Consider the following 26,026-nt stretch of genomic DNA (forward strand, 5'->3'; position numbering starts at 1 on the left):
GCCGGATGGCGGTGCAAGCACCTTATCCGGCCTACGAGATTGCCAGCAAGAGATGCTTATTTTTTCTCTTCCGGCGTATAGCCTTCAATATGCACGTCTTTCCCTTCAAACAGGAAGTTGATCATCTCCTGCTCCAGCAGTTTGCGGTGCTCGACGTTCATCATGTTGAGTTTCTTTTCGTTGATCAGCATGGTTTGCTTATGCTGCCACTGTGCCCACGCTTCTTTAGAGATCTCGTTGTAGATGCGTTTCCCCAGTTCGCCCGGGTACAGCTGAAAATCCTGGCCTTCCGCTTCACGTTGCAGGAAAGTACAAAAAATGGTTCTGCTCATAAAAAATCCTCTTTATCGACCGGGGTGCTCAAACCGGCGCGCCGGTACGTAACTGCTGTAACAAACGCTCCACGGGGGCCGCCAGTCCGACCGACGGCGGTTGCGCTAAGTTATACCAGAGCGCGTTGCCTTCATCCATGCACTCGGTGAATGAAGACACGGGAAGCCACATAGGCACAATATCTAAGTGGAAATGGCTAAACGTGTGGCGAAAAGCATTAAGTTGACTGAGATTATCGGCCTGAATATGCCGTTGCGCCAGCCACTGACGCAAGCCATCTTCATCCTCAAACTGAGGAAAACAGTATAATCCGCCCCATAAGCCGCTCGGCGGACGCTGCGCCAGAAACACGTCGTCATTATGCTGCAACAGCAAAAAATAGCCTGTACGCTCCGGCAGCGTCTGTTTTGGCTTCTTGCCGGGGTACAGCGACCAGCTCTCGTTCGCGGCGGCAACGCAGCCATTCTGGAGCGGGCACAGCGAACATTTCGGCTTGGAGCGCGTACACACCATAGCGCCTAAATCCATCATCGCTTGGTTAAAACGCGCCACGCCGTTGGCAGGCGTAACCTGCTCGCTCAGATCCCACAGCCGTTTCTCAACCTCTTTTTTCCCCGGCCAGCCGCTGACAGCATAGCAGCGTGCCAGCACGCGTTTAACATTGCCGTCGAGAATCGGAAAATGTTTATCCAAAGAGAGCGAGAGAACCGCGCCGGCGGTGGAGCGGCCTACGCCGGGCAGGGCGGCGACCTCGTCGAACGTTTCCGGGAACCGGCCGCCGTGCAGCGTCGCCACCTGTTGCGCCGCCTTATGCAGATTGCGCGCGCGGGCGTAGTAGCCGAGGCCCGTCCACAAATGCAGAACCTCATCCAGCGGCGCGTTGGCTAAATCCGTCACCGTTGGAAAGTGCGACATAAAACGTTCGAAATAGGGGATAACTGTCGCAACCTGCGTCTGTTGCAACATCACTTCCGAGAGCCATACTTTGTAGGGCGTCTTGTCAATTTGCCAGGGCAGGGTTTTCCGCCCGTATTTATCGTACCAGCCCAAAACCTGAGCCGAAAATTGAGACGCTTGCATGGTCATCGCTTTAAAATTGCTGGGGGCAAGATTGCAGCACAGAGGCAACGAGGTGTAAACCGGAACTTTCCTGTGATCACTCTCTTCCTTTACTTGCATCCGGCAACTAACTTTGGATAATGCCCGTTTTCGGAACTCAATCACAAGCAGACTTAACTTTTATGAAGAACGACGTCATTTCACCGGAATTTGATGAAAACGGCCGCCCGTTGCGCCGAATTCGTAGCTTTGTTCGTCGCCAGGGGCGACTGACGAAAGGGCAGGAACACGCGCTGGAAAACTACTGGCCGGTGATGGGCGTTGAATTCAGCGAAGAACCGGTGGATTTCGCCACGCTGTTTGGCCGCGACACGCCGGTTACGCTTGAGATTGGTTTTGGTATGGGCGCCTCGCTGGTGGCGATGGCGAAAGCCCGCCCGGAACAAAATTTCCTCGGTATTGAAGTGCATTCGCCTGGCGTCGGCGCATGTCTGGCGTCTGCGCACGAAGAAGGCGTCGGGAACCTGCGTGTGATGTGTCATGACGCGGTTGAAGTGCTGCATAAAATGATTCCTGACAATTCTTTATCGATGGTTCAGCTCTTTTTCCCTGACCCGTGGCATAAAGCGCGTCATAATAAACGCCGTATCGTTCAGGTTCCGTTTGCCGAGCTGGTGAAAAGCAAACTGAAGCTGGGCGGTGTGTTCCATATGGCGACCGACTGGGAAGCCTATGCGGAGCATATGCTGGAAGTGATGTCCTCCATCGACGGGTACAAAAACCTGTCAGAGAGTAACGATTATGTACCGCGCCCGGAATCGCGCCCGGTAACCAAATTTGAACAACGTGGTCATCGTCTTGGCCACGGCGTATGGGACTTAATGTTCGAGAGGGTGAAATAATGGCAAAGAACCGTAGTCGTCGTCTGCGTAAAAAAATGCATATCGACGAATTCCAGGAATTAGGGTTTTCGGTTGCATGGCGTTTCCCGGAAGGCACTTCTGAAGAGCAGGTTGATAAAATTGTCGATGACTTCATCAATGACGTTATTGAGCCAAATAAACTGGCGTTTGACGGCAGCGGTTATCTGTCCTGGGAAGGGCTGATCTGCATGCAGGAAATCGGCAAATGCACCGAAGAACATCAGGCGATTGTGCGTAAGTGGCTGGAAGAACACAAACTTGAAGACGTGCGCACCAGCGAACTTTTCGACGTTTGGTGGGACTAATAAAGCATACGGGGCCAGCATTTGCTGGCCCGATTTGTCTTGAGGGAAAGTTATGATGCGCAAAACGCTGCTGGCGGCAGTTCTTTCGTTGACGGCGATGGCCGCACACGCAGATTATCAATGCAGCGTCACTCCGCGTGACGATGTGATTCTCAGCCCGCAAACGGTTCAGGTAAAAGGCGAAAACGGCAACCTGGTGATCGCGCCGGACGGCAACGTGATGTTTAACGGCAAACAGTACACCCTTAGCGCCGCGCAGCGCGAACAGGCGAAAGATTACCAGGCGGAATTGCGCAGCGCGCTGCCGTGGATCGATGAGGGCGCCAGAAGCCGCGTCGAGAAAGGCCGCGTGGCGCTGGATAAAATCATCGCGCAGGAAGTGGGCGAAAGCAGCAATATGCGTGGTCGATTGACCAAACTCGATGCGCAACTGAAAGAGCAGATGAACCGCATCATTGAGCATCGTACTGACGGCCTGACCTTCCACTACAAGGCGATTGATCAGGTGCGCGCCGACGGCCAGCAGCTGGTGAATCAGGCGATGGGCGGCATTTTGCAGGACAGCATTAACGAAATGGGCGCGAAAGCGGTGCTCAAAGGCGGCGGTAATCCGTTGCAGGGCGTGCTGGGTAGCCTCGGCGGTCTGCAAACGTCGATTCAGAACGAATGGAAGAATCAGGAAAAAGACTTCCAGCAGTTCGGCAAAGATGTGTGCAGTCGCGTTGTGACGCTGGAAGACAGCCGCAAAGCGCTGGTGAGCAGCCTGAAATAAAACTCTTGTCTATGGCACAGCGCCTGCTGTGCCGTTTTATGTTGTCATACCCCGCCGTTTTGATATCCATCTCTAAAAACCACAAACGTAAAAAGATATTTATCTGGTTAATTGGAAGACGTCACATTATTCATCTTCGACATTGGGATAATGCGTCAAATTCACGTAACTGGAGAAATAACATGGAGTTTTTCAGGAAAACGGTACTCGCCGCTCTGGTAATGGGTTGCAGCGGCGCGGCGCTGGCTTTGCCGAATGTCACTATTCTGGCGACCGGGGGAACCATTGCCGGTGGCGGTGACTCCGCGACAAAATCAAATTATACGGCGGGTAAAGTTGGCGTCGAAAGCCTGGTGGACGCGGTGCCTCAGTTAAAGGATATTGCAGTTGTAAAAGGTGAGCAGGTCGTCAATATCGGTTCGCAGGATATGAACGATGAAGTCTGGTTAACGCTGGCGAAGAAAATCAACACCGACTGCGATAACACCGATGGCTTCGTGATCACCCACGGTACTGATACGATGGAAGAGACGGCTTATTTCCTCGACCTGACCGTCAAGTGTAATAAACCGGTAGTGCTGGTCGGGGCGATGCGTCCGTCCACGTCAATGAGCGCCGACGGCCCGTTCAACCTCTATAACGCCGTGGTTACTGCGGCGGATAAAGCGTCCGCGAATCGCGGCGTACTGGTGGTGATGAACGACACTGTGCTGGACGGCCGTGACGTCACCAAGACCAATACCACCGATGTCGCCACCTTCAAGTCTGTGAATTACGGGCCGCTGGGCTACATTCACAACGGTAAAATCGATTATCAGCGTACGCCAGCGCGCAAGCACACCACTTCCACGCCGTTTGACGTTTCTAAGCTGACTGAGCTGCCGAAAGTCGGGATTATTTATAACTACGCGAATGCGTCCGATTTGCCGGCGAAAGCGCTGGTGGATGCGGGTTATGAAGGGATTGTGAGCGCGGGCGTGGGTAACGGCAACCTGTACAAAACGGTTTTCGATACGCTGGCGACTGCTGCGCATAAAGGCACGGTTGTCGTGCGTTCTTCTCGTGTACCGACTGGCGCCACCACGCAGGATGCTGAAGTCGATGACGCGAAATACGGGTTTGTCGCTTCCGGTTCGTTGAACCCGCAAAAAGCGCGCGTGCTGTTGCAACTGGCGCTGACGCAAACCAAAGATCCGCAACAGATCCAGACGATGTTTAATCAGTATTAATCGGTGAAGGTGGCTGCGCTTATCGCCCTAACCTTGTAGGCCTGATCAGCGCAGCGCCATCAGGCAATTTGCCGGATGGCGGCTCAAGGCCTTATCCGGCCTACATCTTCACCCGCCATCACTCTGCCAGAAACAGCTCCAGCAGGGAGTTTAAAAACAGCTTGCCGTGTTGGGTAATCTGCCAGTGCTGCTCGCATTCGGTGAGATACCCCTGGGCGATGGCCTCGTCGAGCTGCTCACGAATTACCGCTTCGGCAAGCCCGGTATACTGCGTAAACTCTGCCCGGGGAGCCGCTTCCAGTAACCGAAAACGGTTCATAAAGAACTCAAACGGCTTGTCGGCCTGTTCGACATCACGCTGGCTTTCCAGATAGCGCTCCTGCATATAACCGCGCGGGTGACGCGTTTTGGTGGTGCGCAGGATGCGCCCGTCCGGGAAGGTCACTTTACCGTGCGCGCCGCAGCCAATTCCGAGATAATCTCCAAAGCGCCAGTAGTTCAGGTTGTGCTGACACTGATAACCCGGCCTGGCATACGCGGAGGTTTCGTACTGCTGATAACCCGCCGCCGTCAGCAACTGGTGGCCTTGCTCGAAGATATCCCACAGCGCGTCATCGTCTGGCAATACCGGCGGGCGTGAGCCGAACAGCGTGTTAGGTTCGATAGTCAACTGATACCACGACAGATGCGGCGGATTGAGCGCGATAGCCTGGCGCAGGTCGCCCAGCGCCTCTTCCAGCGTTTGATCCGGCAGGCCGTGCATCAGGTCCAGGTTGAAGCTGCGCAGCCCCAGACTGCTCGCCAGATTCGCTGCCCGCTTCGCCTCTTCCGGGCCGTGAATGCGCCCGAGGCGTTTTAGCTTCGGTTCACTAAAACTCTGCACGCCGATGGAGATACGGTTTACCCCGGCGCGTTGGTAATCAACGAAACGGTCGGCCTCTACCGTCCCCGGATTCGCCTCCATCGTGATTTCTGCATCCGCCGCCAGCGGCAGGCGCGCCCGCACGCCGTCCAGCAGCGTTTGCATTGCCGGGCCTGAGAGCAGGCTCGGCGTACCGCCGCCAATAAAAATGGTCTTTACTTCGCGTCCCTGCGCATATGCCACGTTGGTATCGAGATCGCTCAGCAGGTGCTGAACATAATCATCGTGCGGCACTTCGCCTTTCAGCGCATGCGAGTTGAAATCGCAGTACGGGCATTTCTGCACGCACCACGGGATGTGAATATAAAGACTCAGCGGCGGCAGCTTAACCATTGCGTAAGGCGTCCAGCAGCAGCTTCAGCGCCTGCCCACGGTGGGAGATCGCGCTTTTTTCTTCACGGGTTAACTCAGCTGCCGTTTTCCCTTCCGACGGAACAAAGAAAATAGGGTCATAGCCGAAACCGCCATTGCCCGCCGCTTCGCGGGTAATCATTCCTGGCCAGCTTCCGTGGCACACCAGCGGCGTCGGGTCTTCTGCATGGCGCATGTAGACCAGCACGCAGTGGAAGCGCGCCTGGCGCTTCTCATCCGGCACCTCCCGCAGGGTATGCAGCAGTTTTTCCAGGTTACGCTGGTCGGTGGCGTCTTCGCCGGAATAACGGGCGGAGTAAATACCCGGCGCGCCGCCCAGCGCATCAACGGCCAGGCCGGAGTCGTCGGCAATGGCGGGCAGACCGGTAGCTTTTGCGGCATGACGCGCTTTCAGGATCGCATTTTCGATGAACGTCAGACCGGTCTCTTCGGCTGAATCAACGCCCAGTTCAGTTTGCGCGATGACATCAAGCCCAAAATCGCTCAACAGTGAGGCAAGCTCACGCACTTTACCGGCATTGCCGGTAGCGAGGACAACTTTTTGCATAGGATACCTAATCAGTTAACGCCGCGATTTCTGGCGGGATCTGTTGCGGATGAATGATTTTAACCTGTTTGTGGCGGCCCAGTTCGCCCTTTTCAATGACGACCTGACTTTTTGCCACGCGGAATTGTTTGCCAAGAAACTTCACCAGATGGCTGTTGGCCTGGCCATCAACCGGCGGGGCGGTAATGGCGACTTTCACTTCGTCGCCATGTAAACCCACAATACTGTCACGGCTGGCTTTCGGCTGAATATAGAGCCGTAAAATCAGACCGTCAGCGCAGGGTGTAACGGCACTCATAGCGCCATCCACAGCCCCGGCAGCAGCATATTGCCTGTCGCCTGTAAGACTTCAGCGATGCCCATGTTGATAACATACAGCAGCAGAACCAGGATCATCGGCGAGAAGTCGATGCCGCCCATCGAAGGGAGCAGACGACGAATCGGGCGCAGCAAAGGGTCCGCCAGTTGAAGCAGAACGTATTCAATCGGGCTGCGGCCCTGGCTCACCCAGCTCATGATCGCCATCACCAGCAGTACCCAGAAAATCAGCAGGCCGATGGTTTTCAGGACGATAAGTATGGCGGCGATCCAGATAATCGGCTGGAACGTCACGACCATGAAAAGCACTATCGCTTTGATAAAGCTCAGAATAAATGCCAACAGCATGGAGGCGCTATCAATCGGCCCCATTGGCGGAATAATACGACGCAGCGGCCCGATAATGGGTTGAGTCGCTTTCACCACAAACTGTGAGAAAGGGTTGTAAAAATCACAGCGAGCCCACTGCATCCATACGCGCAACAATAGCACCATGGTATACAGTTCAATTACCGTTGAGAGCAGGAAGGTCAACGTCTTCATGGCGTTCCTCAGTTTTCCTTAATTTTTTGTGTAATCACGCGCACCAAAAATAGCGGTGCCGATGCGCACCATCGTGCTACCTGCCGCAATTGCGGCGTCCATATCATCCGACATACCCAGAGAAAGGGTATCAACGCCAGGATAGCGCGTTTTCAGCCCGGCAAATGCTACAGCCATTTGGCGTGCAACTTCAAACTGCCTTACATAATCTGACTCAGGGGCGGGGATCGCCATCAGTCCGCGCAGCCTGATACCGGGAAGCTCAACCACGCTTGCCGCCAGAGCGTCCAGTTCCGTAAGCGGAATCCCGGACTTGCTGTTCTCATCGCTGATATTAATTTGAATCAGCACGTTCAGCGGCGGCAGACCTGCCGGGCGCTGTTCGCTCAGACGGGCGGCGATACGCAGACGATCGATCGTATGGCACCAGTCAAAATGCTCTGCCACCAGACGACTTTTGTTGGACTGCAAGGGGCCAATAAAGTGCCATTGCAGCCCTTCGACGCCGCTTTCTTTGAAGTGGCGAATTTTCTCTACCCCTTCCTGAACATAGTTTTCGCCAAACGCCCGTTGCCCGACCGCGATGGCTTCTGCGATGGCGCTCGCAGGCTTGGTTTTACTCACTGCAAGCAGCGTAACTTCTTCTGAAGACCGCCCGCAATGCGTCGCGGCGGCTGAGATTTTGTCCCGGACATGTGCCAGGTTATGCGCGATATCGTTCATTTTCCGAGGATGTTCGTATGGATATGGAAGAAATAGTGGCCCTTAGTGTAAAGCATAACGTCTCGGATCTACACCTGTGCAACGCATGGCCTGCACGCTGGCGTAAACGGGGAAAAGTGGAAATAGCCCCGTTTAGCAGCCCGAATGTCGAGGTTTTGTTGTCACAATGGCTTAACGACGCGCAGCGCCGGGCGTGGCAGACGGATGGTCAGCTCGACTTTGCGGTGTCGCTGCCGGGCGAACTGCGGTTACGCGCCAGCGCTTTTCATCACGAGCAGGGCGCATCGCTGGCGCTGCGGTTGCTGCCCACTACGTGCCCGCAACTGGACGCGCTCCAGACGCCTACCGCGCTACCCGCGCTCCTTGGCGGAGAGCACGGACTGATTCTGGTGACCGGAGCGACGGGAAGCGGGAAATCCACCACGCTGGCGGCAATGGTGGAATACCTTAACCAGCATCTCGATGGTCATATTCTGACGCTGGAAGATCCTATTGAGTACCGCCATACCAGCCAGCGCTGCCTGATTCAGCAGCGGGAGGTTGGCGTACACTGCCGCTCCTTTGCCGCCGGGTTACGCGCTGCGCTGCGTGAAGACCCGGATGTGATTTTATTAGGCGAACTGCGCGACAGTGAGACCATTCGCCTGGCGCTGACGGCGGCGGAAACGGGGCATCTGGTACTGGCGACGCTACATACGCGCGGCGCGGCACAGGCGGTAGAGCGGCTGGTCGACTCCTTTCCGGCGCAGGAGAAAGATCCGGTACGCAGTCAACTTGCGGGCAGCCTGCGCGCCGTGTTGTCGCAGAAGCTGGAAACCGACAGGCAGGACGGACGCGTGGCGTTATTCGAACTGCTCATCAACACGCCAGCGGTTGGCAATCTTATTCGGGAGGGGAAGATTCACCAGTTGCCCGGCGTTATTCAGACCAGCCAACAGGCGGGGATGCAGACGTTTGCCCAGAGTCAGCAACAGCGGCAGGCGCAGGGCAGGCTTTAGCGAACGGTTGTGCCGGATGGCGGCCGATGGCCTTATCCGGCCTACAAGCGTGCCCGTAGTTTGTAGGCCTGATAAGCGAAGCGCCATCAGGCGTTGATATGGAAGCTAATTTGTCAGCCTTAACGCTGCTCGCCATCAGGCAATTTGCTTCAGTAACCCTGCTCGAAATAGCTTTCGAGGATGATGACGGCCGAGGCAGAATCCACCTTGCCTTTGTTGAGTGCGCGATAACCGCCCTGTTCAAACAGGCCAGAGCGCGCTTCTACGGTGCTGAGGCGTTCGTCATGCAGCGTAACCGGCACGCCAAAACGGCCATGAATGCGGTTGGCGAACTTGCGGGCGCGAGCGGTGAGGGGCTGCTCTGTGCCATCCATATTGAGCGGTAGCCCGACAATAATTTCATCCGGCTGCCACTCTTTCAGCAAACGCTCGATAATGCTCCAGTCTGGCGTTCCGTCCTGCGCTTTTATCGCTGGTAGCGCGCGGGCGGTGCCGGTGATGCGCTGTCCTATCGCTACGCCGATACTTTTGGTGCCGAAATCAAATGCGAGTAAGGTTTCGCTCATCAGGCATGCCCCGCCACGCCAGGCATGGTCAGAATATCAATTCCGATTAATTTGGCCGCGTCGCGCCAGCGGTCGGCAATCGGCGTTTTGAACAGAATATTGAGATCGGCAGGGGCCGTGAGCCAGGCATTATCCATCAGCTCTTGCTCCAGTTGACCTTTATCCCATGATGAATAACCCAGCGCCACTAGTACCTCAGAGGGTTGCTCCGGTGTGCCTAACGTCTCCAGCACGTCGCGGGACGTGGTGATCACCGTATTGTCAGAAATACGAATACTGGACGAAAAGCGGGAGGGCGGAGTATGTAAAATAAATCCCCGATCTTCCGCCAGCGGCCCGCCGAGCATTACGGCTTTATCCAGACGAATCGCCGGATCGCGCGGTTCAGGCGTAATCTTCAGTTTTTCCAGAATCCCTTCAATCTGTAGATTTTCCAGAGGCTTATTAATGATAATCCCCATTGCGCCATCTTCATTGTGTTCGCAAATGTACACCACGGAGCGGCGGAAAATTGGGTCCTGGAGAGCAGGCATGGCAATAAGAAAGTGATGCTGTAAATTCATTGTCAGAGGTTCTGTATCCGGGTTCAAAAAAGCAACAGCGTCCAGTATGTGGGGAAAGCGCGAAGATGTCACCCTCTGAAAATAGCTTTGCCGGATGACAGTTTCGTCTTATCCGGCTTGTGGGGTGAAATTCCAGGCCGGATAAGACGCGAAGGCGTCGTCATCCGGCAACTAATTTACTTCTGCAAACGCGCCTCAATGGCATCCATCAGCATTCCGGTAATCGAAACCGGGAACTCCGCTTCAATTTCACGAATACAGGTTGGGCTGGTGACGTTAATTTCCGTCAGACGATCGCCGATGATATCCAGACCCACAAAAATCAGCCCCTTCGCTTTCAGGATTGGGCCAATGCGGCGGGCGATTTCCCAGTCGCTGTCGGTAAGCGGGCGCGGTTCGCCGCGACCACCGGCCGCCAGGTTGCCACGGGTCTCGCCGCCCTGCGGAATCCGCGCCAGGCAGTACGGAACGGGTTCGCCGTCAACAACCAGCACGCGTTTGTCGCCGTCTTTAATGGCAGGCAGGTAGTTCTGCGCCATGCAATAGCGGGTGCCATGCTCGGTCAGCGTTTCGGCGATCACGCCGAGGTTGGGGTCGCCTTCCTTCACGCGGAAGATAGACGCGCCGCCCATGCCGTCCAGCGGCTTGAGAATGATGTCGCTGTGCTTCTGCCAGAAGGCTTTCAGCTGCGCTTTGTTGCGCGTGACCAGCGTTTCCGGCGTCAGGTCGGAGAACCAGGCGGTGAACAGTTTTTCGTTGCAGTCGCGCAGGCTCTGAGGCTTATTGACGATCAGCGCGCCTTTCTCTTCCGCGCGCTCCAGAATATAAGTGGCGTAGATAAATTCGGTATCGAACGGCGGATCTTTACGCATCAGGATGACGTCCAGATCGGCCAGCGGCAGATCCTGCTCGTCGTTGAACGTATACCAGTTGTCATAGTTCTGCTCTACGCTCAGGGTACGCGTGCGGGCGCGAGCCTCACCGTTGATCAAATACAGATCGGCCATCTCCATGTAATGAAGTTCGTAGCCACGACGTTGTGCTTCCAGCAGCATAGCGAAGCTGGAATCTTTCTTGATGTTGATGCTTGCGATGGGATCCATCACGATGCCGAGCTTGATCATTGTTCTTCTCCGTTAGCCCAGATCGCCAAAACGCACCTGTAGCGCGGTAATGGCGGTGAGCGCAGTTGTCTCAGTACGCAGAACGCGAGGTCCTAACAGGATATCAGTAAACTGGTAGCGGGCGGTCATGGCGATTTCATCTGCCGACAAACCGCCTTCCGGGCCAATCAACAGGCGCACGCGCTCCACGGGGAGCGGCAGGGTGTTGATACTGGCGCTGGCGCGCGGGTGAAGGTTCAGTTTCAGCCCCTCGTCCTGTTCGGCGCACCAGGCTTCCAGATCCATTGCCGGGCGAATTTCCGGCACCCGGTTACGACCGCACTGTTCGCAGGCGGCGATAGCGATTTTTTGCCACTGCTGGCGCTTCTTGTTCAGACGTTCGCTGTCCAGTTTAACGCCGCAGCGCTCAGAAAAAAGTGGCGTAATGAGGCTTACACCCAGTTCGATCGATTTCTGGATAGTGAATTCCATTTTTTCGCCGCGCGACATCACCTGGCCGAGGTGAATATGCAGCGGGGATTCACGATCGTCGAGGGTGCCGCTGAGCACTTTTACATCGACGCTTTTTTTGCTGGCGTTGGTTATCTCGGCGTCAAACACCTGATTGCTGCCGTCAAACAGCTGGAGCGCCTGGCCAGGCCCCATACGCAGCACGCGTCCGATATGGTTGGCGGCGTCTTCACACAGGGAGAACTGGCTGCCGGATGTGATGGGTTCAGGGTGATAAATGCGGGGAATGCGCATAATAGAAAAATCCGCGTCATCTCCCCACGCCATCTGATCGCGTGGGGCAGGGTTAAAAATATTCCCGCTAGTGTAGGTTAGCTCTTTTGCGCCTGGCAAGCGCGTTGCACGTATGGATTGTGGTTCCCTTGTACCCTGGCGATGCGTTCGTCGCGCTCGCACTCCCAGTCCGTGACCGGATACAGCTTGTTCCAGGCGTTGAAAAGCTGCGTTTGCTGACGGGAGAGCGTCAGATTGTACTGGTCGCGCATATAAAAGTAGGTACGGGCGATCGCACCACGGGCGCGAGCAGGCGGTTCGGCGATTTTTTCCTTGAAATTGACCTTCATGGCGCACTGGCCGTACTGACCTTCGCCGCCATTCCACTGGCTGTACATGAAGTTGCCGCGATCGCCATTCACCTCGCCGACGGCGGGTTGCAGATTGTGCATGTCGCTCTCCATCTTGCGGTAGACAGGATCTTTCGCACAGTTTTTTCGCCCGCCGTCCTGCCAGCACTGACGCTGGTGGCCGAACTGCCAGGCGGGTACGACGTGTTCCCATTCAATGCGGCTGGCGCGGTTTTCATTTTTTCGGACTTTATAGCCGCAGGAGGCGAGATCCACGACGCCTTTTTTACCCTGCCAGTTAATTTTACACCCGCAGTAGAAATCACCGGGAACATCGGCATTGACTTTTACCCCGGCGGTTTTGGCCTGAGAAAAACTGTTGATGCCTGTAGCCAGCACCTGCCCTGAGAGCATCATCGCCAATAACGCTGTGGCAAAAGAGAAATTACGGTACATCACGAACTCCGTGTCAAAACGAGCCCGCAACGTAGCGAAAGTTGTTCTTGTATGCAATCAGGCAGATCAGAAAAGTTCCTGATTATTCTGGCGATTATTCAGCAATAAGCGGTTCGCCGCAGTGAACGCAGCGGTAGGTGGCTTCACCGCGCACGATGCGATTATGGCGGCGCACGGTGAGCTGATGCTGCTGGCATTTACAGCGGTAGGTAAAGGTATTGCGGCGAACGGATTGCAGTTCAAACTGATGCGTGCGTCTGGCAGGGACGCCCAGTACGCTTTCCATCATCCATTTCCACTCTTTGCCGTGCGGCGCAACCCGGCCAAAATGTTTCCAGACCAGCAAATGCGCCAGTTCATGGGGCACCACTTCATTAACGAACGCGTCGACGTTTTCCATCAATAGCACAGGATTGAGACGGATTTCGTAGGTTTGTAGCCATGCTGTTCCCGCGGCAGTTCCACGTTGTTGATAAACCAGCCTGGGTTCCGGGTAATGACGTTCCAGTTTGAGATTGGCTTGGGCGAGTTTTTCCCGCAGGCTGCGCATAACGGCTTGCTGGACAGCGATAGGGAGACGGGAGGTTTTCATAACGACAGAGGATAATGGGAGGTGATGGAGACTGCAAGAGGGACGCTTCACCCCGCTAAGTTTTGCCGGATGGCGGCCGACAAACCGCGCTGCGTTCAACTGAGGGCAGTAGGCCCGATAAGCTTGCGCCATCGGGCACTTACCGCTAATTATCAGCGTTAGTCGTGAGCGCCGATTTCGCGCAGCTTACGGCCTTTCATCAGGTTACGTTCAATGTGTTCCAGAGAGACGTGTTTGGTTTCAGGAACCAGCCAGATGGTCAGGATGATGAAGAACAGGTTCAGACCGGCATAGACCCAGAAGGTGTTTGCGTTGCCCAGCGTGTTGAGCATGGTCAGGAACGTTGCGCCGACGATCATATTGGCGATCCAGTTGGTGGCGGTAGAGCAGGTGATACCGAAATCGCGGCCTTTCAGCGGCTGAATTTCAGAGCACAGTACCCAAATCAGCGGGCCGGCGCTCATCGCGAACCCGATGATAAACATCAGCAGCATGGTGATGGCGAAGTATTGCGCTGACGGCGAGTGAATGCCGATATGCATCATGGTGCCGAGAGTGCCCATGCCGATAGCCATGACCAGGAAGCCCAGCGTCAGCGTTGGTTTGCGCCCCCAGCGGTCTACCAGGCCGATAGCGATAAAGGTGGCCAGCACGTTCGTCAGGCCAACGATAACGGTGCCCCACATCTGCTCGGTGGTATTGGTATAACCTGCCAGTTCAAAGATTTTCGGCGCGTAGTACATGATGACGTTCATCCCGGTGAACTGTTGCATCACCTGCAAAAGCACGCCGAGGAACACCGCGCGACGGAAGTTGCTGTTCTCTTTAAACAGCGCCCAGCCGCTCTGTTTTACTTGCAGACTTTCACGGATCTCATCCAGCTCGCGTTTGGCTTCTGCGCTGGTATCACGCAGGCGCAGCAGTACGCGTTCGGCATCAATAAAGCGACGTTTCGCCGCGAACCAGCGCGGGCTGTCCGGCAGGAAGAACACGCCGATCAGCAGCAGAATGGCCGGAATGATGATCACGCCCAGCATCCAGCGCCATGCGCCGCTGTAGCTGAACGCGGTGTCAGACAGATAGGCGCCAAGAATACCGATGGTGATCATCAACTGGTACATGGAGATCATACTGCCGCGAATTTTCTCCGGCGCGATCTCAGACAGGTACAGCGGGGCGGTGTAGGACGCGACGCCAACGGCCAGGCCTAACAGCACGCGGGAAACGATCAGCACCTCAACGTTAGGCGCGGCGGCGGAAAACAGCGAACCGGCCACAAACAGGATCGCGCCGATCATCAGGCTTTTCTTACGACCTAATTTGAAGGAGAGCCAGCCGCTGCCGACGGCACCGACGGCGGCGCCGAACATCATCGAACTGACCACCCACTCCTGAGTGTGCGCGGTAATCTGGAATTCGTCAGTGATGAAGGGTAAAGCACCGGCGATAACGCCGATATCCAGGCCAAAAAGTAATCCTGCCAGGGCTGCAAGAAAGCAGACAAAAAATGTCATGGCCTTGTTTGAACGCCCCTGTTTTTTATTGTCAGGCATGATGCCTCCGGTTGGGTTGCCAGTTTTGTTGATGCTAAGGGTAGGTGAGTAGCCCGTAAAAATATGTGATTCGAATCACGTTAGTGTAATCGTTTACACTAACATTTGATCGTTAAAGTAATTAATACTTTGAAAACATAGAGGTAAGTGAGGTGGTTTGTATCGCGAATGCGCACATTTAAGACTTAACTGAAAAAAAATGTAACGTCAGAAGAAAAACGATCATGCAAAAGGATTATTTTCAACGCGTGGCTTATAGAATGGAGGGTAAGCGGTTTCATTTATCGCCGGGTGACGGCTACGCCAAAACGACAGAACCTGTAGGCCCGTGCAAGCGAAGCGCCGCCGGGCAAAAGATGCGCGCACAAATACAAAAGGCCAGCACGAGGCTGGCCTTAAAAAAAGCAACGTCAGTAAATTACTTCAGACCTGCGGCATCACGCAGCAGCTGCGCCTTGTCGGTTTTTTCCCACGGGAAATGTTCGCGGCCAAAGTGACCGTATGCAGCGGTTTCTTTGTAGATCGGGTGCAGCAGATCCAGCATCTGAATCAGGCCGTACGGACGCAGGTCGAAGAACTCGCGTACCAGCAGGGTCAGCTGTTCAGAAGGCACTTTTTCAGTACCGAAGGTTTCAACCATGATAGAGGTCGGTTCAGCCACGCCGATAGCGTAAGAAACCTGAATTTCACAACGGTCAGCCAGACCTGCGGCAACGATGTTTTTCGCAACATAACGCGCGGCGTAGGCTGCGGAACGGTCAACCTTAGACGGATCCTTACCGGAGAATGCGCCGCCGCCGTGACGTGCCATACCGCCGTAGGTATCCACGATAATCTTACGACCGGTCAGACCGCAGTCGCCCATCGGGCCGCCGATAACAAAACGACCGGTTGGGTTGATGAAGAATTTCGTCGACGCGTTCAGCCATTCTGACGGCAGGATCGGCTTGATGATCTCTTCCATCACCGCTTCCTGAAGCGATTTCTGGTCAATTTCTTCAGCGTGCTGAGTAGACAGCACGACCGCGTCGATGCCGACAATTTTGCCGTCGTCATACTGGAAAGTGACCTGGCTTTTCGCATCCGGGCGCAGCCACGGCAGCGTGCCGTTTTTACGCACTTCAGCCTGACGCTGTACCAGACGGTGCGCGTAGGTGATCGGCGCTGGCATCAGCACGTCAGTTTCATTGGTCGCGTAACCGAACATCAGGCCCTGGTCGCCCGCGCCCTGTTCCAGCGGATCGGCACGGTCAACGCCCTGGTTGATATCCGGGGACTGTTTGCCGATAGCGCTCAGCACGGCGCAAGAGTTGGCGTCAAAGCCCATGTCGGAATGCACATAGCCAATCTCACGGACCGTGTTACGGGTGATCTCTTCGATATCAACCCATGCGCTGGTCGTGATCTCACCGCCAACTAAAACCATACCGGTTTTAACGTAGGTTTCGCATGCGACGCGCGCTTTCGGATCCTGTTCCAGGATCGCATCCAGCACGGCATCAGAGATTTGGTCAGCAATTTTGTCAGGATGCCCTTCTGATACGGACTCGGACGTAAAAAGGTGTTTTGCCATGTTTTATTTCACCTAAGGAGAATTTGGTTAGCTCAAACTGTTGTGTGGAATAGCCAAAGCAGAGGATTCTACCAAGGCTTGCAGGTTGATGACACTGGCAGTCTGAGTGTTAATCAGTATGGATGGATTAACATCTGGATGGCTATTTTAGGTCACTTCTTCACCCGATTTCCAGTTTTTTTTGAATCAACTCCCGTTGCGTTGAAAACACGACTGGAAATTTTTCAGGACACTGCTGGCAATGTGCGCATTTATGCTTTGCATTTTTCCCCTCTTGTCGGTATAAAACGCGGCGCGCGGCTCATACTAAAAAGCACACGACGGATTCCTCGTGTCGCCACTTCCAGCCGGGCTAAAACGTTGCTTTGGCTTAAAGGCTTGTCTTACGGGGCGGCCGTGGAGGTGATACGAGATAATGAACCGTTGTATTCTGCTGAATCTGTCGCACCGTTCTGGTGTGCGCATGTCCCCCGCAATCTGCATCTCTGCTTTGCATACCTGCCGATGTTATACCCATCTCGGCGCTTCTCAGGACTCCAGAGCCGGTCGGTAACGGAAGACTGAACAAGGGCGCTCTTGTTGAAACAAGAGTTTTCTCGTGGTTTCGCCGAACCGTCATACTTAAGTTCGGTTACGTGTTTTACAATGATATGAAAAAGAAACCGGTCGCGCAGGCGGAGCGTCAGCACTATCTGCTGGAAAATACGTCTGTTTATGGGTTGTTATCGCGTCTACGGATTGCGATAGTAGTCAACTGTTTTACACTTGTTAATAAAATTTGAGGTTCGCTATGTCTGACGACATGTCTATGGGTTCGCCTTCGTCAGCAGGCGAACAGGGTGTACTACGCTCCATGCAGGAGGTTGCAATGAGCTCCCAGGAAGCCAGCAAGATGCTGCGTACTTACAATATTGCCTGGTGGGGCAATAACTACTACGACGTCAACGAACTGGGACACATCAGCGTGTGCCCGGACCCTGACGTCCCTCAGGCGCGCGTCGATCTCGCCAAACTGGTGAAAGCTCGCGAAGCGCAAGGCCAGCGTCTGCCTGCGTTGTTCTGCTTCCCGCAGATCCTGCAACACCGTCTGCGCTCCATTAACGCGGCGTTTAAACGCGCGCGTGAATCCTACGGTTATAACGGCGACTACTTCCTCGTTTATCCGATCAAGGTCAACCAGCACCGTCGGGTGATTGAATCGCTGATTCACTCCGGCGAACCGCTGGGGCTGGAAGCCGGTTCGAAGGCGGAGCTGATGGCGGTTCTGGCGCATGCCGGAATGACCCGCAGCGTGATCGTCTGTAACGGCTACAAAGACCGTGAATACATCCGTCTGGCGCTGATTGGCGAAAAGATGGGCCACAAGGTCTACCTGGTCATCGAGAAGATGTCAGAAATCGCGATCGTGCTGGATGAAGCCGAGCGTCTGAACGTGATCCCGCGCCTGGGCGTGCGTGCGCGTCTGGCCTCGCAGGGTTCCGGTAAATGGCAGTCTTCCGGCGGCGAAAAATCCAAATTCGGCCTGGCGGCGACGCAGGTGCTGCAACTGGTTGAAACCCTGCGTGAAGCCGGGCGACTGGACAGCCTGCAACTGCTGCATTTCCACCTCGGTTCGCAGATGGCGAATATCCGCGACATTGCCACCGGTGTGCGCGAATCCGCCCGTTTCTACGTTGAATTGCATAAGCTGGGCGTCAACATTCAGTGTTTTGACGTCGGCGGCGGTCTGGGCGTGGATTACGAAGGAACCCGCTCGCAGTCTGATTGCTCCGTGAACTACGGGCTGAACGAATACGCTAACAACATCATCTGGGCGATTGGCGACGCGTGTGAAGAACACGGTCTGCCGCACCCAACGGTGATCACCGAGTCTGGCCGTGCGGTAACTGCGCACCATACCGTGCTGGTATCGAACATCATCGGCGTGGAGCGTAACGAATATACGGTGCCCACCGCGCCTGCCGACGACGCGCCGCGCGCGTTGCAGAGCATGTGGGAAACCTGGCAGGAGATGCACGAGCCGGGCACCCGTCGCTCGCTGCGTGAATGGCTGCACGACAGCCAGATGGACCTGCACGACATTCACATTGGCTACTCTTCCGGGACGTTCAGTTTGCAGGAACGCGCCTGGGCGGAACAGCTTTACCTGAGCATGTGCCACGAAGTACAGAAACAGCTGGACCCGCAGAACCGTGCGCATCGTCCGATCATTGATGAGTTGCAGGAGCGTATGGCGGACAAAATGTACGTCAACTTCTCGCTGTTCCAGTCAATGCCGGATGCGTGGGGTATCGATCAACTGTTCCCTGTGCTGCCACTGGAAGGGCTGGATCAGGTGCCTGAGCGCCGCGCGGTGCTGCTGGACATCACCTGTGATTCCGATGGCGCGATCGATCACTACATCGACGGTGACGGCATCGCCACCACCATGCCGATGCCTGAGTACGATCCAGAGAACCCGCCGATGCTCGGTTTCTTTATGGTCGGCGCCTATCAGGAGATCCTTGGCAACATGCACAACCTGTTCGGCGACACCGAAGCGGTTGACGTGTTTGTCTTCCCGGATGGCAGCGTGGAAGTTGAGCTGTCTGACGAAGGGGACACCGTGGCGGATATGCTGCAATACGTACAGCTCGATCCGAACACGTTGCTGACCCACTTCCGCGATCAGGTGAAACAGACCGGTCTGGACGATGCGCTGCAACAGCAGTTCCTCGAAGAGTTTGAGACGGGACTGTACGGGTACACTTACCTGGAAGACGAGTAGCCGCTGATGCCCGGTGGCGCTGCGCTTACCGGGCCTACGAATGTAGGCCGGATACGGCGAAGCCGCCATCCGGCAGAATGCTATACTCACTTGAACCCGTATGAATTAACGGCGATAATTCGCCCCAATAAGCGATTTACGAATCAATCCCTTCCTCGTCGGGTTTAACGACGCGGAGGGGATTTTTTTTCATCTGTTTTTAATGTATCGACTTTATTTAAAAGAGGTCAGGACATGAGCACTTTAGGTCATCAGTACGATAACTCCCTGGTTTCCAACGCCTTTGGCTTTCTGCGTCTGCCGCTGAATTTCCAGCCTTATGACAGTGACGCCGACTGGGTTATCACCGGCGTACCGTTTGATATGGCGACTTCCGGTCGTGCGGGCGGCCGCCACGGCCCGGCGGCAATCCGTCAGGTTTCCACTAACCTGGCCTGGGAGCACAACCGCTTCCCGTGGAACTTCGACATGCGCGAGCGCCTGAACGTTGTGGACTGCGGTGACCTGGTCTATGCGTTTGGCGACGCGCGCGAGATGAGTGAAAAATTGCAGGCGCATGCGGAGAAACTGCTGTCAGCCGGTAAACGTATGCTCTCCTTCGGCGGCGACCACTTCGTGACCCTGCCGCTGCTGCGCGCTCATGCAAAGCACTTTGGCAAAATGGCGCTGGTGCATTTTGACGCGCATACCGACACCTACGCGAACGGCTGCGAGTTTGATCACGGCACCATGTTCTACACTGCGCCGAAAGAGGGGTTGATTGACCCGAACCACTCCGTGCAGATTGGTATTCGTACTGAATTTGATAAAGACAACGGTTTCACCGTGCTGGATGCCTGCCAGGTGAACGATCGCGGCGTGGATGACATCATCGCGCAGGTTAATCAGATCGTTGGCGATATGCCGGTCTACCTGACCTTTGATATCGACTGTCTGGACCCGGCGTTCGCACCGGGCACAGGGACGCCGGTGATCGGCGGCCTGACTTCCGATCGCGCCATTAAACTGGTGCGCGGTCTGAAAGATCTGAACATCGTCGGGATGGATGTGGTGGAAGTGGCTCCGGCTTATGACCAGTCCGAAATCACCGCGCTGGCTGCGGCGACCCTGGCGCTGGAAATGCTCTACATTCAGGCGGCGAAAAAAGGCGAATAAGTGCTTCCCCCTCTCCGTCATCAGGAGAGGGGTTTTAACTTAAAAGATGTTAAACGGATATTCCACGTAAGCGCGAATCTCGTTGCCGCTAACGTTATAGTCGCTGGCGTTGCTGGACACGCGTAATACGGAATAGCGCAGCTTCAGTTTCAGGTCTTTTGCCATGCCGTCCTGAACCTGGTATTGCACCTGGTTGAACCACTCGTGCTCTTTGCCGTTGCTGGTTGCCGATGTTTTGATGTTATCGCCGCGAACATAAGCGGTTGTCCAGCTCAGCCCCGGTAAACCGAGACCGGCAAAATCCAGTCCATATGACGCCTGCCAGGAACGTTCGTCTTCACCGTTAAAATCAGACCAGTAAGAGTTCGCCAGCCAGATGGTGTTGCCGCCATCGCCGACGCCGCCCTGATCGCGATAGCTGCCGTAGTGATAACCGGTGCTGCCGCTGCTTTGCTGATACGCCACTTTAAAGGTATGAATATCCCAGATATAACTTGCCGCCAGGCTCCAGATGCTGTTGCTGCGGCCAGTATTCAGGCTATCGGCGTAACCGGAATCCAGACGTGAGTTGTAGCCGTTGAAGTCCAGCACCAGCTGCTGTCCGGTGCTGAAAGGCTGTTTGAAGTTCAGCCCCAGATACTGTTTGTTCAGCACATCTTCGACGTGCGAGGCATACAGGGCGCCGCTGAACTGATCGTTAAACTGGTAGCTCGCGCCGCCGAAAGAGAGGCTTTTCAGGCCGCTGTTGTGGCGGTCGTCGCTTTTGCGCTGCTCGTCGGTGAAATAACCGGCATTAATCTCCAGACCGTCGATCTCTCTGGAGGTCAACATGGTGCCGGTGAAGCTTTCAAACAGCAGACGGGAATCGTCGGCGTAGACGATCGGGAGTTGCGGACGCTGGTTGCCGTAGCTCAGGACGGTGTTGGAGATGCGCATTTTGGCGGTTGCGCCAAATTTTGCCAGATCGGATTTCGCGCGGCCGTCGCTGTCTTGTTTGAAGAAGTCGATACCGCCTGCGCCACTGCGGCCACGGCCGCCGTCCAGACGCACGCCATACTGCGCAATACCGTCAACGCCAAAGCCGATCAGACCTTCGGTATAGCCAGATTCAAAGGTGGCGACAATGCCCTGGCCCCATTCGGCTTTGTCCTGTACGCCGCCCTGATAGTCGCGGTTAATCCAGGCGTTGCGTAAAAAGAGATTTAAATGGCTGTCATTAACAAAACCCTGGCTGTCGGATTGTTGGCTGGCAATGGCAGGCAATGCGGCGAATAAACTTAATGCGATTAACGATATTTCTTTTTTCACTGAGGGAACTTCTCTTTATGGATAATATCAAATTGAATTGCTGCGTTACGGATAGTTACCTGAATAATTATTGATTGCAAACATTTTGTGACAAAGGCTTACAGCCGTTGGCGTGCCGGTCATATCGGGACTGGACTATTTTATATTTTGTCTGTGGCGTTAAAAGAAGTGATAAAACATGCCGGGGAATATAAATACTAAAATAATCCTCTATCAGAGAATAAAACGTCGAATATATCGCTACTGTTTATATTTTGATATTTAACGTTCTGTGCGCTTAAGTTATCAATTTATGCGTTATAAGAATGGGGTAATTACCATTTGAGCGCTATTCTGTCTGCCGGGAGAATATTTAGGCAGGAAGATTGTTTCCGTTCACCTGATGTTCAACATTCCTCTGAAAACTTAGTACCCGTGAACGTGCAAGGGAGGCTCGTCGCCGCCTCCCTTGCAACCCAGGCTCTCCGGCAAGGAAAATCGCCGCTGCGCGGTTCATTCGCCTTATTCCGTCTGCCTTTCGGGTCGGGGCCGAGCCTGCGTCCCGGCAGGCCGCCCCCTCCGCCCGCGTCCCTGCGGGCGGACCCGGTCAGCCGTCAACGTCTCATCGATTTTCAGCCGGAACAGGGGCATTGCTGCAATGCTCTGATTTTCAGTTGCACCGGTTTTGCTGTTAAAAAAACAAACCGTGGAAATGGTCAGGTGTGGGCGGGTCCGGCTGAAAATTGCCGACGTGTTTCCGTAAGGCCGGAGGAACCCGCATGGATGCGGGTTCAGGGCGCGTTTTGCAGGGACGCTACCTCGCGCCCGCCCCGGTAGCCTGGAGGAATAAGCGGAGGGTATTGCGAAGCAACAATTTTCCCGCCGGGAGCCAGGATTGTTAAGGAGGCGGCGACGAGCCTCCTTAACACGTTCGCAAATGCTATGGTTTCAGACAGGTAACGAACATAAGGCGAACGGAACAGCTAACAAGAGCTACATGTTGCTCTCGTTTTTATTTAATACCGTCTGCCGCCATTCGGTCGCGAATATGCTGGGCGCGTTCGGCGGAGGCCGGGTGATCGTCAAACATGGAGCTTTGACGTCCCGCTTCCAGCTTCGCCAGTTTCTCAAAGCTGGTTGCCAGACCGGCCGGACTGATGCCGCGTTTGCGCAACAAGTCATAGGAGTAATCATCCGCCTCGGACTCCTGGCGCTGGGAGAACTGTGAGTTCACCAGTTTCTCGCCAAGATCGCCCAACTGCGACTGCGACAGACTGCCGACAATACCGCCAGCGGAAGCGGCTGCGGCGCGAACCGCGTTAGTCCCCAGCGCAACCTGCATCCCTTTCTTCACATGGCCGAGCGCAACGTGTCCCATTTCGTGGCCGATGACCGCCTCCACTTCGTTATCGGTCATGATGTCCATCAGGCCGCTATAGACGCGGATACAGCCGTTCGCCATTGCAAACGCGTTAACGTCTTTCGCCACATAGACTTTGTAATTCACCGGCTGGCCGTTGATATTGTCGCCGAGCGCAGAGGCGATTTTGCTCAGTCGCTTCGCGTATTCGCTGCTGGCCGGGGCGATCGTCGCCTTGCTGTCCATTTCCGTACATGCCTGGTCGCTGAGCGCTTTTACTTGCTCATCACTAAGGCTGTAAGCCTGAAAAGCGCCTGCACCTGAAGCGAGCAGTCCATTGGAGTCCATATTCTGGCAACCGGTCAGAACCGTCGCCATGCTCATAGCAAGCAGTAAAGCGCGAATTTTCATGTTTTCTCTTCCGCACGAAATCAGGATTGTTCTAAAAGTGCGCCTTGTGTCGATGAACCAGCGCCACGCTAAGTATAAAGAAAAGAACGACAAGGGGGTGAGCAGATTGCGCAACATGCGAACACGATCCGGAGATTTCTGAAGCGGCGAAAGGATGCTCCATGTACATGGCTCGCGGCTTGGGTTACATTGTTGGCACTTTTTTCCGGCGTAGCCCAAAACGCGCTGTCGTCAAGTCGTTAAGGGCATGGCCTTCATCATCCGATCTGGAGTCAAAATGTCCTCACGTAAAGAGCTTGCCAATGCTATTCGTGCGCTGAGCATGGACGCAGTACAGAAAGCCAAATCCGGTCACCCGGGTGCCCCTATGGGTATGGCTGACATTGCCGAAGTCCTGTGGCGTGATTTCCTGAACCACAACCCGCAGAACCCTTCCTGGGCTGACCGTGACCGCTTCGTGCTGTCTAACGGCCACGGCTCCATGCTGATCTACAGCCTGCTGCACCTCACCGGCTATGACCTGCCGATGTCTGAGCTGCAAAACTTCCGTCAGCTGCACTCCAAAACGCCGGGCCACCCGGAAGTGGGTTACACCGCAGGTGTTGAAACCACCACCGGCCCGCTGGGCCAGGGGATTGCGAACGCGGTCGGTATGGCGATTGCGGAAAAAACACTGGCGGCGCAGTTCAACCGTCCAGGCCACGATATCGTGGATCACTTCACCTATGCCTTCATGGGCGATGGCTGCATGATGGAAGGTATTTCCCATGAAGTCTGCTCTCTGGCAGGAACGCTGAAGCTGGGCAAACTGATCGCGTTCTACGATGACAACGGTATCTCTATCGATGGCCACGTTGAAGGCTGGTTCACTGATGACACCGCTAAACGTTTCGAAGCCTACGGCTGGCACGTTGTGCGCGGTATCGACGGTCACGATGCTGAAGCGATTAAACGCGCGGTTGAAGAAGCGCGCGCCGTTACTGACAAACCGTCCCTGCTGATGTGCAAAACCATCATCGGTTTCGGTTCCCCGAACAAAGCGGGTACGCACGACTCTCACGGCGCGCCGCTGGGCGATGCTGAAATCGCACTGACCCGCGAACAGCTGGGCTGGAAATACGCGCCGTTCGAAATCCCGTCTGAAATCTACGCGCAGTGGGATGCGAAAGAAGCCGGTCAGGCAAAAGAAGCGGCCTGGAATGAGAAATTCGCCGCCTATGCAAAAGCCTTCCCGCAGGAAGCCGCTGAATTTACCCGTCGTATGAAAGGCGAAATGCCGTCTGACTTCGACGCGAAAGCGAATGAATTTATCGCTAAGTTGCAGGCTAACCCGGCGAAAATTGCCAGCCGTAAAGCGTCTCAGAATGCGATTGAAGCGTTTGGGCCGCTGCTGCCTGAGTTCCTCGGCGGTTCCGCTGACCTGGCGCCAAGCAACCTGACCCTGTGGTCGGGTTCTAAAGCCATCAACGAAGATGCTGCGGGTAACTACATCCATTACGGCGTGCGCGAGTTCGGTATGACCGCCATCGCTAACGGCATCTCCCTGCACGGTGGTTTCCTGCCGTACACCTCTACCTTCCTGATGTTCGTGGAATATGCCCGTAACGCGGTGCGTATGGCTGCGCTGATGAAACAGCGCCAGGTGATGGTCTACACCCACGACTCCATCGGTCTGGGCGAAGATGGCCCGACTCACCAGCCGGTAGAGCAGGTGGCTTCTCTGCGCGTAACGCCGAACATGAGCACCTGGCGTCCGTGTGACCAGGTTGAATCCGCAGTGGCGTGGAAATACGGCGTTGAGCGTCAGGACGGCCCGACCGCGCTGATCCTCTCCCGTCAGAATCTGGCGCAGCAGGAACGTACCGAAGAGCAGCTGGCGAACATTGCGCGCGGTGGTTATGTGTTGAAAGATTGCGCCGGTCAGCCGGAACTGATCTTCATCGCAACCGGTTCTGAAGTTGAGCTGGCCGTTGCCGCATGGGACAAACTGTCTGCCGAAGGCGTGAAAGCGCGCGTGGTCTCCATGCCGTCTACCGACGCGTTCGACAAGCAGGATGCCGCTTACCGTGAAGCCGTACTGCCGAAAGCGGTTTCCGCTCGCGTGGCAGTGGAAGCGGGTATCGCTGACTACTGGTTCAAATACGTGGGCCTGAATGGCGCTATCGTCGGCATGACCACCTTCGGTGAGTCTGCGCCTGCTGAGCTGCTGTTCGAAGAGTTCGGCTTTACCGTTGATAACGTTGTCGCGAAAGCAAAAGAACTGCTGTAATCACGATACAACACCGAACGGGTCGCTCAGGCGGCCCGTTTTTTATAAAGGGATTATAAGTAATTTTGTTCAGGCAAGTGGCTATATATGATCTAATTCACATATTTGATATTTAGTGATTTAATGTAATTGTGATGAACGGCACATAAATACAGTTGCTTTTTATTTTTATGCTTTTAACTGTCTGTTTTTATTGAGTTCTAAAAAAACACTTTCTCCTTCTTCGCATTTTT

27 protein-coding genes are annotated in these 26,026 nt (G+C 55.0%); 10 read left to right on the forward strand and 17 right to left on the reverse strand.

Annotation, left to right across the window (positions count from 1 at the left end):
- Positions 1–56: 56 nt before the first annotated feature.
- Together OGX80_RS14375 and mutY are read right to left on the reverse strand one after the other, a co-directional pair.
- Positions 57–332: an oxidative damage protection protein gene (locus tag OGX80_RS14375; RefSeq protein ID WP_012135077.1), complete on the reverse strand. Its 276-nt coding sequence runs from the start codon at positions 330–332 to the stop codon at positions 57–59.
- Between the two features lie 28 nt (positions 333–360).
- Positions 361–1,413: an A/G-specific adenine glycosylase gene (mutY, locus tag OGX80_RS14380; protein ID WP_115182311.1), complete on the reverse strand. Its 1,053-nt coding sequence runs from the start codon at positions 1,411–1,413 to the stop codon at positions 361–363.
- 161 nt (positions 1,414–1,574) lie between these two features.
- Between mutY and trmB the strand changes: the two genes are divergently transcribed.
- The 4 genes from trmB to ansB all read left to right on the forward strand — a co-directional run bounded on the left by trmB (position 1,575) and on the right by ansB (position 4,621).
- A complete protein-coding gene (gene trmB, locus OGX80_RS14385; RefSeq protein ID WP_115181168.1) occupies positions 1,575–2,294 on the forward strand; it encodes a tRNA (guanosine(46)-N7)-methyltransferase TrmB in 720 nt (239 codons plus the stop codon).
- Positions 2,294–2,620, forward strand: a complete 327-nt coding sequence (locus OGX80_RS14390; RefSeq protein WP_012135074.1) for a YggL family protein — start codon at positions 2,294–2,296, stop codon at positions 2,618–2,620. Before trmB ends, OGX80_RS14390 begins: the two co-directional genes overlap by 1 nt.
- A 52-nt stretch (positions 2,621–2,672) precedes the next feature.
- Positions 2,673–3,392 carry a YggN family protein gene (locus tag OGX80_RS14395; RefSeq protein ID WP_012135073.1) on the forward strand — a complete coding sequence of 240 codons (720 nt, stop codon included), beginning with the start codon at positions 2,673–2,675 and terminating at the stop codon, positions 3,390–3,392.
- A gap of 182 nt (positions 3,393–3,574) precedes the next feature.
- A complete protein-coding gene (gene ansB, locus OGX80_RS14400; protein ID WP_049010789.1) occupies positions 3,575–4,621 on the forward strand; it encodes an L-asparaginase 2 in 1,047 nt (348 codons plus the stop codon).
- A 118-nt stretch (positions 4,622–4,739) separates the two neighbouring features.
- Here the strand turns inward: ansB and hemW are convergent, their stop codons facing one another.
- The 5 genes from hemW to OGX80_RS14425 are packed head-to-tail and all read right to left on the reverse strand — an operon-like array spanning position 4,740 to position 8,046.
- Positions 4,740–5,876 carry a radical SAM family heme chaperone HemW gene (hemW, locus tag OGX80_RS14405; protein ID WP_115181169.1) on the reverse strand — a complete coding sequence of 379 codons (1,137 nt, stop codon included), beginning with the start codon at positions 5,874–5,876 and terminating at the stop codon, positions 4,740–4,742.
- Positions 5,869–6,462, reverse strand: a complete 594-nt coding sequence (locus OGX80_RS14410) for an XTP/dITP diphosphatase (protein WP_012135070.1) — start codon at positions 6,460–6,462, stop codon at positions 5,869–5,871. The genes hemW and OGX80_RS14410 overlap by 8 nt, the downstream gene beginning before the upstream one ends.
- Before the next feature lie 7 nt (positions 6,463–6,469).
- Positions 6,470–6,760, reverse strand: coding sequence for a DUF167 family protein YggU (gene yggU, locus OGX80_RS14415; RefSeq protein ID WP_012135069.1), 291 nt, complete (start codon positions 6,758–6,760; stop codon positions 6,470–6,472).
- A complete protein-coding gene (locus OGX80_RS14420; protein ID WP_012135068.1) occupies positions 6,757–7,323 on the reverse strand; it encodes a YggT family protein in 567 nt (188 codons plus the stop codon). The genes yggU and OGX80_RS14420 overlap by 4 nt, the downstream gene beginning before the upstream one ends.
- Positions 7,324–7,341: 18 nt before the next feature.
- Positions 7,342–8,046: a YggS family pyridoxal phosphate-dependent enzyme gene (locus OGX80_RS14425; protein WP_233644155.1), complete on the reverse strand. Its 705-nt coding sequence runs from the start codon at positions 8,044–8,046 to the stop codon at positions 7,342–7,344.
- Positions 8,047–8,063: 17 nt separating this feature from the next.
- On the opposite strand from OGX80_RS14425, the gene OGX80_RS14430 reads away from it, so the two are divergent.
- Positions 8,064–9,044 carry a type IV pilus twitching motility protein PilT gene (locus tag OGX80_RS14430; RefSeq protein ID WP_115181170.1) on the forward strand — a complete coding sequence of 327 codons (981 nt, stop codon included), beginning with the start codon at positions 8,064–8,066 and terminating at the stop codon, positions 9,042–9,044.
- A gap of 149 nt (positions 9,045–9,193) precedes the next feature.
- Here the strand turns inward: OGX80_RS14430 and ruvX are convergent, their stop codons facing one another.
- The 8 genes from ruvX to metK form a co-directional block, all read right to left on the reverse strand.
- On the reverse strand, positions 9,194–9,610 hold the full coding sequence (gene ruvX, locus OGX80_RS14435) for a Holliday junction resolvase RuvX (protein ID WP_115181171.1): 417 nt from the start codon (positions 9,608–9,610) through the stop codon (positions 9,194–9,196).
- A complete protein-coding gene (locus OGX80_RS14440; protein ID WP_012135063.1) occupies positions 9,610–10,173 on the reverse strand; it encodes a YqgE/AlgH family protein in 564 nt (187 codons plus the stop codon). The genes ruvX and OGX80_RS14440 overlap by 1 nt, the downstream gene beginning before the upstream one ends.
- A 176-nt stretch (positions 10,174–10,349) precedes the next feature.
- On the reverse strand, positions 10,350–11,297 hold the full coding sequence (gene gshB / locus OGX80_RS14445) for a glutathione synthase (RefSeq protein ID WP_115181172.1): 948 nt from the start codon (positions 11,295–11,297) through the stop codon (positions 10,350–10,352).
- A gap of 12 nt (positions 11,298–11,309) precedes the next feature.
- Positions 11,310–12,041, reverse strand: coding sequence for a 16S rRNA (uracil(1498)-N(3))-methyltransferase (gene rsmE / locus OGX80_RS14450; RefSeq protein WP_049010798.1), 732 nt, complete (start codon positions 12,039–12,041; stop codon positions 11,310–11,312).
- A gap of 77 nt (positions 12,042–12,118) precedes the next feature.
- On the reverse strand, positions 12,119–12,826 hold the full coding sequence (endA, locus tag OGX80_RS14455; RefSeq protein ID WP_047461355.1) for a deoxyribonuclease I: 708 nt from the start codon (positions 12,824–12,826) through the stop codon (positions 12,119–12,121).
- Positions 12,827–12,920: 94 nt separating this feature from the next.
- Positions 12,921–13,418: a SprT family zinc-dependent metalloprotease gene (locus OGX80_RS14460; protein ID WP_024130936.1), complete on the reverse strand. Its 498-nt coding sequence runs from the start codon at positions 13,416–13,418 to the stop codon at positions 12,921–12,923.
- 158 nt (positions 13,419–13,576) lie between these two features.
- Complete coding sequence (gene galP / locus OGX80_RS14465; protein WP_286471303.1) at positions 13,577–14,971, reverse strand: galactose/proton symporter; 1,395 nt, start codon at positions 14,969–14,971, stop codon at positions 13,577–13,579.
- Positions 14,972–15,389: 418 nt separating this feature from the next.
- A complete protein-coding gene (metK, locus tag OGX80_RS14470; RefSeq protein ID WP_012135057.1) occupies positions 15,390–16,544 on the reverse strand; it encodes a methionine adenosyltransferase in 1,155 nt (384 codons plus the stop codon).
- A 415-nt stretch (positions 16,545–16,959) separates the two neighbouring features.
- Between metK and yqgG the strand changes: the two genes are divergently transcribed.
- The 4 genes from yqgG (at position 16,960) to speB (ending at position 20,466) form a co-directional block, all read left to right on the forward strand.
- Entirely contained in the window at positions 16,960–17,097 is a 138-nt protein-coding gene (gene yqgG, locus OGX80_RS14475) for a small protein YqgG (RefSeq protein WP_269475138.1), read from the forward strand.
- Positions 17,098–17,194: 97 nt separating this feature from the next.
- Positions 17,195–17,326, forward strand: a complete 132-nt coding sequence (yqgB, locus tag OGX80_RS14480; protein ID WP_047463939.1) for an acid stress response protein YqgB — start codon at positions 17,195–17,197, stop codon at positions 17,324–17,326.
- 8 nt (positions 17,327–17,334) lie between these two features.
- Positions 17,335–19,311: a biosynthetic arginine decarboxylase gene (gene speA, locus OGX80_RS14485; protein ID WP_024130934.1), complete on the forward strand. Its 1,977-nt coding sequence runs from the start codon at positions 17,335–17,337 to the stop codon at positions 19,309–19,311.
- A gap of 234 nt (positions 19,312–19,545) precedes the next feature.
- Positions 19,546–20,466 (forward strand): agmatinase, encoded by a 921-nt coding sequence (gene speB / locus OGX80_RS14490; protein WP_012135054.1) that lies wholly within the window; start codon positions 19,546–19,548, stop codon positions 20,464–20,466.
- 39 nt (positions 20,467–20,505) lie between these two features.
- Here speB and OGX80_RS14495 read toward each other — a convergent pair whose 3' ends face one another.
- Entirely contained in the window at positions 20,506–21,774 is a 1,269-nt protein-coding gene (locus OGX80_RS14495; protein ID WP_012135053.1) for an OprD family outer membrane porin, read from the reverse strand.
- A gap of 991 nt (positions 21,775–22,765) precedes the next feature.
- Positions 22,766–23,524 (reverse strand): metalloprotease LoiP, encoded by a 759-nt coding sequence (loiP, locus tag OGX80_RS14500; protein ID WP_049010274.1) that lies wholly within the window; start codon positions 23,522–23,524, stop codon positions 22,766–22,768.
- A gap of 277 nt (positions 23,525–23,801) precedes the next feature.
- Here loiP and tkt point away from each other — a divergent pair, with 277 nt between their 5' ends.
- On the forward strand, positions 23,802–25,793 hold the full coding sequence (tkt, locus tag OGX80_RS14505) for a transketolase (RefSeq protein WP_024130933.1): 1,992 nt from the start codon (positions 23,802–23,804) through the stop codon (positions 25,791–25,793).
- The last annotated feature ends 233 nt before the right edge of the window (positions 25,794–26,026 follow it).

It is taken from the genome of Citrobacter sp. CK194, from assembly GCF_030333395.1.
In the GTDB taxonomy this organism is placed as follows: Bacteria; Pseudomonadota; Gammaproteobacteria; order Enterobacterales; family Enterobacteriaceae; genus Citrobacter_B; species Citrobacter_B koseri.